The organism is Streptomyces sp. NPDC057424, assembly GCF_042803315.1.
Lineage (GTDB): Bacteria > Actinomycetota > Actinomycetes > Streptomycetales > Streptomycetaceae > Streptomyces.
In genome coordinates, this window is record NZ_JBHVCP010000002.1 from 1 (window position 1) to 12,973 (window position 12,973).

The 12,973-nt window shown below is 74.0% G+C and carries 7 protein-coding genes; 1 reads left to right on the plus strand and 6 read right to left on the minus strand.

Annotated elements, in window-relative coordinates; genetic code table 11:
* Positions 1-70 precede the first annotated feature (70 nt).
* The 6 genes from ACFU3E_RS02105 to ACFU3E_RS02130 all read right to left on the minus strand — a co-directional run bounded on the left by ACFU3E_RS02105 (position 71) and on the right by ACFU3E_RS02130 (position 11,668).
* Positions 71-1,954 (minus strand): protein kinase, encoded by a 1,884-nt coding sequence (locus tag ACFU3E_RS02105; protein WP_384150635.1) that lies wholly within the window; start codon positions 1,952-1,954, stop codon positions 71-73.
* Between the two features lie 71 nt (positions 1,955-2,025).
* The gene (locus ACFU3E_RS02110; RefSeq protein WP_384150638.1) at positions 2,026-3,681 is read right to left on the minus strand and encodes a serine/threonine-protein kinase; all 1,656 of its coding nucleotides are present in this window, start codon (positions 3,679-3,681) and stop codon (positions 2,026-2,028) included.
* Positions 3,682-3,799: 118 nt separating this feature from the next.
* Positions 3,800-4,975, minus strand: coding sequence for a serine/threonine-protein kinase (locus ACFU3E_RS02115; RefSeq protein ID WP_384150642.1), 1,176 nt, complete (start codon positions 4,973-4,975; stop codon positions 3,800-3,802).
* Positions 4,976-5,065: 90 nt separating this feature from the next.
* Positions 5,066-6,787, minus strand: coding sequence for a serine/threonine-protein kinase (locus tag ACFU3E_RS02120; RefSeq protein ID WP_384150645.1), 1,722 nt, complete (start codon positions 6,785-6,787; stop codon positions 5,066-5,068).
* Positions 6,788-6,954: 167 nt separating this feature from the next.
* Entirely contained in the window at positions 6,955-9,465 is a 2,511-nt protein-coding gene (locus ACFU3E_RS02125; protein WP_384150648.1) for a protein kinase, read from the minus strand.
* Between the two features lie 154 nt (positions 9,466-9,619).
* Complete coding sequence (locus ACFU3E_RS02130) at positions 9,620-11,668, minus strand: serine/threonine-protein kinase (RefSeq protein ID WP_384150651.1); 2,049 nt, start codon at positions 11,666-11,668, stop codon at positions 9,620-9,622.
* Between the two features lie 171 nt (positions 11,669-11,839).
* On the opposite strand from ACFU3E_RS02130, the gene ACFU3E_RS02135 reads away from it, so the two are divergent.
* On the plus strand, positions 11,840-12,883 hold the full coding sequence (locus ACFU3E_RS02135; protein ID WP_384150654.1) for a serine hydrolase domain-containing protein: 1,044 nt from the start codon (positions 11,840-11,842) through the stop codon (positions 12,881-12,883).
* The last annotated feature ends 90 nt before the right edge of the window (positions 12,884-12,973 follow it).

Sequence of the window (12,973 nt, forward strand, 5' to 3'; positions counted from 1 at the left end):
GGGGCCTCGCTCGTTGCGCTTCACGGACCGTCACCCGATCGGTGGCCCGCTCGAAAAAGCTCATTCAGCCTTATACGATCCCGAGCCGGTCCCGGGCCCCCTCGAACACCGCCGTGCCCTCCGCCTCTTCGGCTGTGCCCCTGGGCATGTCGACGCACAGTTCGTACATGCGGGCGTCCTTGGTGCGGACGACCAGCCGCATGAGCCGCCTGGGGGTCTCGCCCCGGCGGTACGTGGTGTCGGCGAGGACGGCTTCATGGCCCTGGACGCTGGTGCGGGTGTACCGGGTTTCTCCCCCGGCGACCGGCGCCTTCCGGGCCTGGTCCGTCGGGGAGGCCGGGGCCGTGTCCCAGGAGAGGAGACGGACCTGGATGGTGCTGGTCCGCTCGTCGCCGTAGAGCACCGTCCGGGGCTGGCCGGTCGCGCTGCCGGTCCGGTCGAGCACGCGGTAGTGAGGCGGCAGGTGGAGAACGGCCGCCATGTCCGGCTCGGGGTGCGGGCTCCAGGCGTCGGTCACACCGGCGGCCTGTCCCGCGCTCTCCGCGCTGCTGGTGTCGGCGAGTTGGGTGACGGCCCCGATGCCACCGGCGAGCAGCGCGGAGAGGAGAGCGAGGGGGCCGGGGCGGAGGAGGCTTCGGCGTTTGGGGGGTGTGGGGTCTTCCACGGAGCCGCGCGGTGCGCCGGACGCAGCGCCGGACTGGGCGGCGGGAACGGGGCCGGGCGAGGCGACGGGCGTCGGGCCGGACTGGGCGCCGGACGCAGGGCCGGGCCCTGCGGCGGGCACGGGAGCGGACGCGGGGCCGGACGGTGCGGCAGGCACGGGAGCGGACCCGGCGGCGGCTACGGGAACGGACGCAGGGCCGGACGGTGCGGCAGGCACAGGGACCGACGCGGGGCCGGACGGTGCGGCAGGCACGGGGACCGACGCGAGGCCGGACGGTGCGGCGGGAGCGGACGCGGCGGCGGGCACCGGGGCGGGCTGTGGTGCGGTCCGGGCGGCGGGCCCGCGTGGGTGCCCGGTCGCCTGCGCCGCCGCCTCGGCCGGTGTCGCTCCCGCCACCGCCTCCAGCTCCTTCGCGACCTCCTCCGCGTCCGGCCGCTGTTCGGGGTCCGGCATCAGCAGCCGTGCGATCAGCGGCCCGAGGGGGCCGGCCCGCGTCGGTACGGGCGGCTCGGCAGCGAGGACCGCGGCGAGCGTGGCCTCCGGCGTGGTCCGCAGGAACGGGGGCGAGCCCTCGACGGCCGCGTACAGCAGGGCGCCCAGGGACCACAGGTCGGAGGCGGGCCCGGCGATGCGCCCGGACATCCGCTCGGGGGCGACGAACTCCAGCGAGCCGGCGGCCGACTCCCCACTCGCGGTGAGCAGGTCCTCGCCCTGCGCCTGGGCGATACCGAAGTCGGTGACGACGACGCGCCGGTGCGGGCCGAGCAGCACATGGGCGGGCTTCACGTCCCGGTGCACGATGCCCACGGAGTGCGCGGCACGCAGCGCACCGAGCACGGCGAGGCCGATCCGGGCGGCTTCGGGCACGTCGACCGGGCCGCGCAGCAGCGTCTCGCCCAGGGACTCGCCGGGCACCAGCTCCATGACGATCCACGGAAGTCCGTCCAGCGCCTCGGCCGCGTCGAGCTCGTCGGGACCTACGGGGCCCGGCCGTTCGTCCCGCGGCTCCGCCTCGACGACCACGTCGTGGATGGTGACGGCGGCAGGATGGTCGACGCGGGCGGCGGCCCGGGCCTCGCGGTGGAGCCGGTGGGCGGCCCGCCGGTAGCTCTCGTCGTCCGGGTCGCCCGGCAACCGGGGCTGTCTGACGGCGACTTCACGCTGCGCGAGCTCGTCGTGGGCCCGCCAGACGGTGCCCGTCCCGCCGGAGCCGATGCGCTCGATCAGCCGGTACCGCCCGCCGACCAGCCGGTCCTGGGCGTCGGTCGTCCCGCCCCCGTCGTTGCTCATGCCTCATCAGTACCCCGCGGGGCGCCGCCTTGTCGACGCGGGTCGTGTTCCGGGGTGGTGGACCGGCGGGATCAGGTCTTGGCGATGTCCAGGTTCGCGATCGCCGCGCTCGCCACCTCGCGTCCGCGGTCGGTGAAGTCGCCCTTGCCCGGGTAGCTGACGGTGAGTTTGTACATGTCGCCGCCGGGAGTCCGGTAGTAGAAGATCCGGATCTCACGAGGGAGCGGATTCTCTCGGTCGTCGGTCTCGTACTCGACCCTGTTCTCGGCGGCCTTCCCGTCCCTGTAGGAGGTCACCTTGGGATCCGTCTCCTTCGGCCCGTCCGACATGTCCAGTTGGTAGTTGCCGCGCTCCTTGAACCGGGTGTCGTCGTCGTACATCTCGGCGGCCGCGGAGCCCGCGATGCTGCCGCCGGTGTCCTCCGCCTTCTTCTCCAGGGCCAGGTTGATCCAGATACCGCCGCTCCAGTCGGTGTACGTGACCCAGTGCCCCTCGTCGGACGTCCGGTCGGGCACGGTCCGCTGGTAGTCGGCGGGGACGGCGAGCGACGCGGCGAGGTCCTTCTCCTGCTTGATCTTCCAGCCCTCGGGCAGCGGCCCGGCGAACGGGTCCGCGATCACCAGGTACGCCGCCACCGCCGCCGTGACGACCGCCGCCCCGAGTCCGATCCACGCTGTGCGGCCGGGCCGGAGACCCCGGCCGCCGGCGCCCTGGCCGGTGACCTGCCCGACCTGCGTGGGCTGGGCAGCGGGCGGGTGCGCGGCCGCCTCCAGCAGGGCCCGCACCTGCGCGGCGCTCGGGCGGCGGGCAGGGTCCTTGTCCAGCAGGCCGTTGATGGCCTCGGCGAGCGGGCCCCGGGCGGATGCGGGCGGCGCGGGCGTGGCGTTGAGGACGGACTGGAGCGTGGCGGGGGTGTTGCTGCGGCGGAACGGCGAGACGCCCTCCGTTGCCGCGTACAGCACCACGCCGAGGGACCACAGGTCGCTGGCCGGGCCCGGGCGCTGCCCCAGCACGCGCTCGGGCGCGATGTACTCGGGCGAGCCGACGAAGCCGCCGGTGTCGGTCAGGTTCGTCTCGCCCTCGATCTGGGCGATGCCGAAGTCCGTGAGGACGACCCGGTCGTACCGGCCGAGCAGCACGTTGTCCGGTTTCACATCACGGTGCAGGATGCCCGCCGCGTGCGCCGCCTCCAGTGCTCCGAGGATCTCCAGGCCGATCCGGGCGGCCTCGCGCGCGGACAGGGTGCCCTCCTGCAGGGCGTCGCCCAGCGAGCGGCCCCGCACCAGCTCCATGACGATCCAGGGCTGGTCCTCCACGACCGCGACGTCGTGCACGTCGACCACCGCCGGATGGTCGAGCCGGGCCGCCGCACGGGCCTCGCGGCGCATCCGCTCGAAGGCGTTGGCGCGTTCGCGTTCGGGAAGATGCTCCGGGACGCGGGGTTCCTTGACGGCGACCTCCCGGTCCACCGTCTCGTCCTTGGCCCGCCAGACCGTGCCCATGCCACCGTGTCCGAGCTTGGCCAGAAGCCGGTAACGCCCGGCTATGAGCCGCCCGGCACCGGGATCCTCGGACGCCTGGGCCGACTGGGACGGCACGACCCGGGTGGGTGACGCGGCCGGCGTCGCGTACGGGTTGCCCGGTATCGGCGCCTGCCGGTTCGGTGGTTGCAGTGCAAAACTCGTCGGCTCGTCGGCCCCGGATCGGGCTCCCCCGTTGCTGCTCATGGGTTCATCCATATCGCGCCAACCGCTCGCGGATCCACACAGGACGCGAGCCGGTCACAGACCCGTGACTTCAGGCCGGTGGTGTTCTCCTGCTTTGTGACGGTACGGGCTCCGGCCGTCAGGGGGCGGGCGCGGGTGCGCTCGGGGGGACCTGCCGGGTCGTCGGCGTCTTCGGCGGCGTCGTCGTCGCGGAGCTCGCCGGCGTGGGACCGCCGTCCCTGGTGCTCTCCTCCCTGAGCAGCGCCGCCGCGGACACTCCCGCCCCCGCCATCGCGGCGACCAGCAGCACCGCGATGAGCACGCGCCGCGCGGGCTGCCGGAGGAAGGGTTCCCCCGGTCGATCCCGGCCGGGCGGGTCCGCCGGCGGCACGGGCGATCGCGGATCGGCGGAGTCCTGCGGCCGTCGCCGCGGTACGTCCCCCACGGTCGGCGCGTAACCGGGCGGCGGCGACGGCGGTGTACGGCCCGTGTCGCGGAAGGCCCTGAGCATCTGCGCCGCCCGGTCCGCGTCCAGCCGCCGGTCCGGATCGCGTTCCAGCAGGCCGCGTACGACGGGCAGGAGCGGCCCGGCCTGCGCGGGTGGCTGGATATCGCCCACGACGACGGCGTGCAGGATGCCGCCCAGCGAGTCGCGATGGAACGGCGACTCCCCGCTGAGGGCCGCACACAGCAGCACGCCCAGCGACCACAGGTCGGATTCGGGCCCGGTCCTCACCCCGGACATCCGCTCGGGCGCGGTGTACTCGGGCGAGCCGACGAAGGAGCCGTTCTCGGTGAGCGTGGGGGCGCCCGCGACCTGGGCGATGCCGAAGTCGCTGAGGACGACCCGGTCGGTGCCGTTCTCCAGCAGCACGTTGTCCGGCTTGAGGTCACGGTGCAGCACACCGGCCGCGTGCGCGGCACCGAGGGCGCTGAGCAGGGCGATGCCGATGCGGGCCGCTTCGGCGGCGTCTACCGGGCCCCGGTGGGCGAGGCGGTCGGCGAGCGAGCCGCCCTCGATCAACTCCAGTACGATGTAGGGGCGTTCGCCGTCCTCGATGACATCGTGGACGACGATGATGTGCGGGTGGCTCAGCTGGGCCACGGCACGGGCCTCGCGCAGCGTACGGTCCCGCTGCCGACGCGCCTGAGCCGCGGAGAGCGTCTCGTCGTAGGGGAGCTCCTTGACGGCGACGCTCCGGCCGAGCAGCTGGTCCGTCGCCCGCCAGACCACGCTCATGCCACCGCGACCGAGTTTCTCCTCGAGCCGGTAACGGCCCGCGATGACACGCCTGTTGTGCCCCTCGGTCCCCATACGGCAATCATGCCCCAACGGACGGAACCACTCCGGGACGGCGAGGTGCGGGTGGCTGAAACAGACAGCCCCGTCAGCAGTGCCTCCGCCTCAGGAGGTCTTCTCCTGCCAGCCCTGCAGCAGCGAGGTGAACTGCTTGCGAGCCGTCGCCCAGTCCGCGGCGGGGGCCGACATGTAGAGCGCGTACTCGGTGCCGTCGCGGGCGACGTAGGTCTCCTCGATGGCCCGGCGCGGGCCGGGGAACTCCGTGTCCTTGGCCTGGGCGGTCCAGGTGTACTCCCACAGGGCGCCGTCCCGGTCACGGTAGACGTTGCGCTTCAGGGCGAGCCGCTTGTACGCGACCAGCCGCTGAAGCTGCTGCTCCAGGTCGAGCTGGTGCGCGTAGGGGTCGGCGAAGTCCGGTGACGTGTCGATGGCGATGCGCACGAAGTGCCGTCCGCCGTCCGGTGAGTAGTCGATCTGCTTGAGTTCGCCCTGGGGGCCGTAGGGCTTGCGTTTCCACCCCTTCGGCAGGTGGAGGCTGAACCCCGCGGGGTCGTCGTAACGGGTCCAGCTGGCCGGAACCGATCCCCCGGGCCGCTCCGTGCCCGTGGACGTCGAGGAGCCGGATCCGCCGGCCTGCGACGCCCGGCTCTCGTTCCACTGCTGGAGCGCCACGGCCGTGCCCCCGCCGATGATGGCCGCGAGCGCGACGACCAGGGCGAGGGTGCGCAGCCGGCGGCGCTTGCCCGAACCGGCCGGCTGCGGGCCCGTCGGCATCGGGCCGGCCGCGGTGGGGCCGTAGGGCGGCATGCCTGCTGTGGGCGTCCTGGAGGCCGCCGGGCTGCCGGCCAGCGGCGGGAGCGGTGTCCCGGTGTGCGACCCCGAGCCGGTGCCCATCGAACCGGTGCCGTACGCACCCCGCGTGGCCGTCCCCGTGCCCGTACCGCTGTGGGCGTCCCGGTACGGCGTCGTCCCCCCGTACCGCGTCGGCACATACGCCTGCGCCCCGTCCGGCCGCCGTCCCTCCGCGGCCTCGGCGAGCATCTGCTCGGCCTCGGACGCGTCGGGCCGGGTGCCCGGGTCCTTGCGCAGCAGGGCGGTGATGACGGGCGCGAGCGGACCGGCGTGCCGGAACTCGGCGGCCTCCTCCTCGACCACGGCCTGCATGGTGGTCAGCGGTGTGGTGCGGCGGAACGGCGACCGGCCCTCCACCGCCGTGTAGAGCGTCGCGCCGAGCGCCCACAGGTCGGAGGACGGGCCCGGGTCGTGGCCGCGCACGCGCTCGGGCGCCAGGTAGTCGACCGAGCCGACGACCTCTCCGGTGCGCGTGATGGTCGTGTCGCCCTCGATCTGCGCGATGCCGAAGTCCGTGAGCAGCACGCGTCCGTCCCGGGCGAGGAGGACGTTGCCCGGCTTGATGTCGCGGTGCAGGACCCCGGCGGTGTGCGCGGCGCGCAGGGCGCGCAGCACCCAGAGGCCGATGCGCGCCGCCTCGCGCGGCTCGACGCGCCCCTCCTCCTTGACCGCGTCGGCCAGGGAGCGGCCCTCGACCAGCTCCATCACGATCCACGGGCGGCCGTCGTGCTCCAGCACGTCGTGCACCGTGACGACCGCCGAGTGGTTGATCCGCGCGGCAGCCCTGGCCTCCGCCCGGGTGCGCGCCAGCAGGATCGCCTGCTCGCTCTCGGAGACGTAGAGGGCGGCCGTCAGCTCCTTGATGGCGACCGACCGGTGCAGTACCTCGTCATGTGCACGCCAGACCCGGCCCATGCCGCCACTGCCGATGGATTCGGCCAGCCGGTAGCGGCCCGCGACGAACAGGCCCTGCATCTGATTCACGTTGCCCCGCAATGGTCTTGACAGGGTCAGCGTAAGGAACCGCCCTCACCCAGGGAACAAGCGGGGTGGCACGGTGACCGCACTGTGACGGTTGGGGCCTGCCGGGACGGGAGGCGACCAGAGTGTGAACTGCGGCGTACAGGCGGCGCGCTATTCGTTCACCCCGTCACCTTGTACGTCGCCGCCGCCTGCTCGTACAGCCGCGTCACCTCGTCCCGTTCGGACTCCGGGCCGCGCACCTGGACCACGTGGTAGCGCCCGTCGACCAGCATCGCGAGGTTGCGGACGTACAGTTCGCCCCCGTCGCCGCCGGTCCAGGTGAACTGCCCCTCGGCCATGGTCCGACCGCCCACCTCGATCGTCTTCAGCCCGGTGGAGGTGGCCCAGCTGGAGTCGCGGTACGGCTGCAACTCGCGTTCCCTCTCCCGCTGGTAGGCCATCGGGTCGCTGCCGTACTCCGACGCGCTGTCCCGGCCCGCCACGACGATGAGCTCGAAGCCGCCCTTGGAGTAGACGACCTGGCCGCTGCCGCTTCGCGGGGTGCGCTCCCAGCCCTTGGCGACGGCGACCTGAAAGCCCGCCGAATCCTTGCGCAGGGTGAAGCCGTCGGCGACGTCCGGGCCGGTGGTCTGCGTCTCGGCGCCACCTGCCGACGACGAGGGGCTCCTGTCCGGCCCGGGCGACGTCTGGTCGGGCCGGGGCGCGCTGCTGGCGTCCGGCTCGGGCGCCTGGCTGACCTCACGGGCGGCGCCGGTGCGGTCCGAGCCGTCCGCGCCCTCGGCCCCCGACTTGGGCATGAAGAGCATGGCGTAGGCGATCGCCGCGGCCATGGCGAGCAGGACCAGCACGAGCAGGGTGCGGCCCAGGCGGTGCGGCGAACCGGTCTCCTTCTTGGCCCGCTTGTGCCGCCCGTGGTGCGCGGGCAGCCCGGCCCTCCGCCTGCGCACGAGCTCGCCCCGGCGCCGTACGACGGGCAGCCTGCGGGCGTCCACGGGCGGCGCCGCGACGACGTGTACCCCCGCCTCCGGCTCGGGCGCCGAGCGCACCAGCGAGCGCAGCCAGCCGCGCACTTCCTCGAAGTCGAGGCGCTCGGTGGGGTCCTGCCGGAGCAGCGACTCCACCACCGGCCGCAGCGGACCGCACTCCTCGGCGTACGCGGGCGGCTCCGCGCACACCATCTGCACCAGCTCGGCCGTCGACTCCTCCGGGTAGGGCGCATGCCCCTGCACGGCCCTGAAGAGGAGGGCGCCGAGCGCCCAGAGGTCGGTCGCGGGACCGATCGGCGCGGCCAACTGCCAGTTCTCGTGCACGGGTCCGGCCTGCTCCGGCGCCCAGCGCTCGGTCACGGGCCCGACCACGGCCATCCGCGCCTGCCGCGCCCGCTCGGCGGCCAGCGCCGTGGCCGGCCCGCGCCGGGGGGCGGGCGTGTCGGCGACCAGGTCGCCCCAGCGGGTGGGCTGGCCGTGGGCCGTGGTGTCCGGGGCCGGGGGAAGCGCCGCCTGTTCCTGGCGCGCCTCTCCGGTCGTGCCGCGGGGCGTCGCACCATGCCATGCCGTCGTCCGTGGACTGCCGCCCACACCATAGGGGTCGGCGATCCGCCCGGGCGGCACGGCGCCGGGGGCGGTGCCCTGCCCGGGGATGTACGGCGACTGTGCGGACCCGTTGCCGTAGGGCGCCGTCCCGCCGTCCGGGGCGGGGCGGGCTCCGGGCAGTGCCGCCCGCCCACCCTGCTGTGCCTCCTGCACCCGTGCGGCCGCCCGGGCGCCGGCCCGGTAGGCCGCGATCGCCCCGGCACGCGCCGCCCGCGGGTCCCCGCTCTCCTCCACCGGCCCGCGCGCCGGTACGACCGGGCCACCGCCCGCGGTCTCGCCCCCTGCGGAGGGCAGTCCCCTGGCTTCCCGGGCGTCTATGGCAGCGCGCCGCGCGGCCTCGGGATCACCCGCGCCGCCGGTGCCACCGGCCGGCCGGGTCCCCCCGGGACCGCCGGCGCCCTTGACCGGCCCTGCTCCGCCGCCCTCCGGCCCCGGCCGCTGCCCGGACTCCTCGAAGGCCGGTTCCGGCACCGGGTCGTACCCGCACAGCGCCTCCTCCGCCGCGCCCACCGCCAGCCCGGTCAGCATCACCCGGCCGTCGTCGCAGACGAGCACCGTCCGCGCGGTGACGTTCCGGTGCACCCAGCCGTGCGCATGCAGCACCCGGAGGGCCATCAGGACGTCGGAGGCCACCTCGGCCGCCCGGTACGGCGTCAGCGGCTTCTCGGCGAGCAGCGCCGCCAACGGGCGCGCGGCCACCAGCTCGCTGACGATCCACAGCGAACCGCCCTCGGCGAACACGTCGAAGACCTGGTCGAGTCGGGGGTGGTCGGGAATGGCCGCCGCGGCCTGCGCCGCCTCGACGGCGCGTCGCACGACCGGATCCGTGGGCCGCCGGGTGCCCCCGCGCGCGCCGGACCGCCGCGCACCACCGTCACGTGCCGTGAAACCGTCGGGCAGTCCCTCGGCGTCGAGGACCTCGGCCTCGACCACCTCGGGCAACGGCACCTGCCGGACCAGGACTTCCTGCCCGCTGTAGGTGTCGAAGGCCCGGGTCTCGGTGAGTTCGTACTCGTCGGACGGCGGCAGCGGCAGGCGGTAGCGGTCGGCGAGCACCCGGCCCGCGTAGTCGTCCACGTTGCCTCCCCCGGCAGCCCGGTCGGTCACATCCGTTCGCCCCACGGTCCGTTTCGGCTGCGCACGGTCCGCAAATATTTACGATACGTGCCGCGGGCAACCCGCAAGGCGGGGATGCCCAGATCTGACTCCCCAAAGCCGGGGCGCCTCATGCTCAGGACTTGGGTTCGAAGGTCTTCGTCAGCGTCCGCCACGTCGCCTTGCGCGACTCGCCGTCCCAGTCGGCCGCCTTCGCCGTGTACATCAGCGCGTACCCCTGCCGGTCGTCGACCACGAAACCCCGGTCGATGGTCCGGTACTCGGTGCCGCCGTCCGTGTAGGTGAACTCCCAGTCGGCCGTGTTCCAGCCGCGGTAGTCCACCTTCTCTATACGGATCTTCTTGTACTGCGCGCGCACCATGTAGCGCTCCTGGCTCTTCCAGTCCGCCACCGGGTCACCCTTGGGCGTGGACGTCCAGGCGACGAGCAGTTTCTGCCCGTCGGGCCCGGTGAAGCGGTCGCCCGCCGCACCCGTGGACCGGTACTTCCACCCCTTCGGCAGACCGATCGAGTACCCCTGGTTCCCCTGGTGAGTCGACTCCGCGGCGGTGCCCTTCCCGTCGGAGCCGCCCTCGTCCGTCGAACCGCTCGACTGGTCGTCCGGCGTGCTGTTCGCGTCGGGCCCGGACGACCCGGGCTGCTTCTCCGCGCCATCCGTGCGCGTGCCGTCGCTCTTGTCGCCCTTGGTGTCGGGGCTGCTCGGCGCGGTGGCGACGCTCTTCCCGCCGCCCTCGCCGGAGGCCCCCTCAGAGCCCTCGCCGTCACCGCTGAGCGCGATGGCGAGCACGGCGCCGATCACGGCGAGCACCACGACCACCGCGATGATCATCAGGGTCCGCCGCGGCACCACGTCGGTGAGCGGCGCCCGGGGCGCGGGCCTCGGCGGCAGGTCCGGCGGCGGCACGACGGGCCAGCCCGAACTCCGCCCCCCGGACGCCGTCTTCGCCTCCGGCCCGCTCCGCTCGCCGGCGTCGGCAGCCACCGCCGGGCCCGACTGGGCCCCGGACGCGTCCGCGGCCCCGGCCCGGCCCGCGCCGCTGTCCGGCTCCGGCCGGGCCGTGTCCGCCGACCCGGAAGAGCCCTTGCCGGCGCCGGACTTGGCAGCGGCGGCGGATCCCGCGGCAGCCGTTCCCGCAGCGGCCTTGCGCACGGAACGCAGCGCCCCGCGCAACCGCTCCCCGGCCTCCTCGCCGCGCTTGCTCCCGGACCCCGGTGAACTGCCCTTGTCCGAGGACCTGTCCGGCTGCGCCGGCAGCGGCACGGCCTTCGTCGCGTCCATCGGCTCCGGCTCGGCCGTCGCGGGCGCGTGCAGAACCGAGTCGAGCATCGCCCGGGCACCCGCGTCGTCGAGCCGCTGGGCCGGGTCCTTGGTGAGCAGCCCGTGGATGACGTCCTTCAGCGGGCCCGCGTTCTTCGGCTCCTCCAGCGGTTCGGTCATCACGGCCGTGAGGGTGGCTATGGCCGACCCCTTGTCGTACGGCGGGGCGCCCTCCACCGCCGCGTACAGCAGTCCGCCGAGCGACCACAGGTCGGCGGCCGGGCCCGGCTTGTGCCCGCGCGCCCGCTCCGGGGAGATGTAGGAGGGCGCGCCGACGAGCATGCCGGTCGAGGTGATGGACGGGTCGCCCTCGACCTGGGCGATGCCGAAGTCGGTGAGCACGACCCGGCCGTCCTCGGCGATCAGCACGTTCGACGGCTTCACGTCGCGGTGCAGGATGCCCTCGCGGTGGGCGGACCGCAGCACGTCGAGCACGGCGAGCCCGACCTCCGCGGCACGCTTCGGCTCGAGGAGGCCGTCCTCCCGGATGACCTCGGCGAGCGACTTGCCCTCGACGAGCTCCATCACGATCCAGGGCCGGTCGTCCTCCTGGACGACGTCGAAGACCGTCACGGCGCTTTTGTTGCGGATTCGCGCGATCGCCTTGGCCTCGCGCAGCGTCCGCGTGATCAGCCGCCGCTTCTCCTCCTCGTCGATGTTCGACGGGAACCGCAGTTCCTTGACGGCGACCGTCCGCCCGAGGGTCTCGTCCTCGGCCCGCCACACCGTGCCCATGCCGCCGCGGCCGAGCACTTTGCCCAGCCGGTAACGCTCCGCGAGGAGACGCTCCCTGTTGTCCTGACGAGTGTCTTGACGAGATGTGCCCGCCCGCTCCGCCTCCGACATGCGTCCCCTCATACAACCCGCCCTGACAGAGCCTCCATTGTCTCTCACCCGACAAGTGCCCGGCGCCCAGGGGCCCCCTGGCGAACGCCCGCGGGCCCGCCCTCCGGGAACCCGGGTGCGGTGTGCCCCACGCGGCCTTGCATGATGGGCTCTGACCTGGGAGGAGCCCGCATGCCGCCGTTTCGGACATTGCTGGCTCTGCCGGTGGCCGGCGCCCTCCTCGGTCTGCCGCCGGCCGACTCGTCCGCCCTGGCGATACCGCCCGCCGACGCGGTGCTGCCGCTGCTGGTGACCCGGGGCGGCGCCCCGGCCGCGGCCCTGCTGGCCCGGGAGGGCACCACCACCCGTTATGCCGGGGCCGGGCCGGAGATCGCCCGGTCGGACCATTTCCGCGCCGGCAGCATCACGAAGTCGTTCATCGCGACGGTCGTGCTGCAACTGGCCGCCGAGCACCGGCTGTCACTGTCCGACACGGTGGAGCAGCACCTGCCGGGCCTGGTCCGAGGAGCCGGCAACGACGGCCGCGCGCTGACCCTGCGCTCCCTGCTCACCCACACCAGCGGCCTGCCTGACTTCACCACGGACACCGGCGGGGCCGCACCCGTCACACCCCGTCAGGCCCTGAACATCGCTCTCACGCACCCTCCTGCCGAACGCGGCCGCTTCTCCTACTCGAACACCAACTACGTCCTGCTCGGCATGGTCATCGAGCAGGTCACCGGCGACTCGTACGCCACGGAGGCCGAGCGCCGCATCATCACTCCCCTGGGTCTGGCGGGCACCTCCTTCCCCGGATCCCGCTCCTCGCTGCCCTCTCCGCACGGCCGCGCCTACACCGCCGACGGAACCGACGTCACCGCACTCGACCCGCGGGTGGCCGGAGCCGCGGGAGAGCTGGTGACCACACTCGCGGACCTGGACCGCTTCTACGCGGCCCTGCTCGGCGGCCGGCTGCTGCCCCCGCACTGGCTGCGCGAGATGCTCGACACCCGTGCCGCACACGGCGCGTACGGCATGGGGCTGTTCCCCGAGAAACTTCCGTGCGGCACGACGGTGTGGGGGCACAACGGGCACATCTCCGGCAGCTACGTGCGCACCGCAGCCAGCGTCGACGGCCGGCGTGTCCTCACCTTCCGCGTGAACACGGACGCGATCACAGACCCCGGCCTCGAACCCGCGTTGCTCTCCGCCGAGTTCTGCCCCCGCACCACGTAGAACGACCCGGTTCCGAACGAAGATCCCGCTTCCCGACACTCGTTCGGGTGACATCGGGACCGGAGCCCGCGCCGGCCGAAGCCGAAGCCC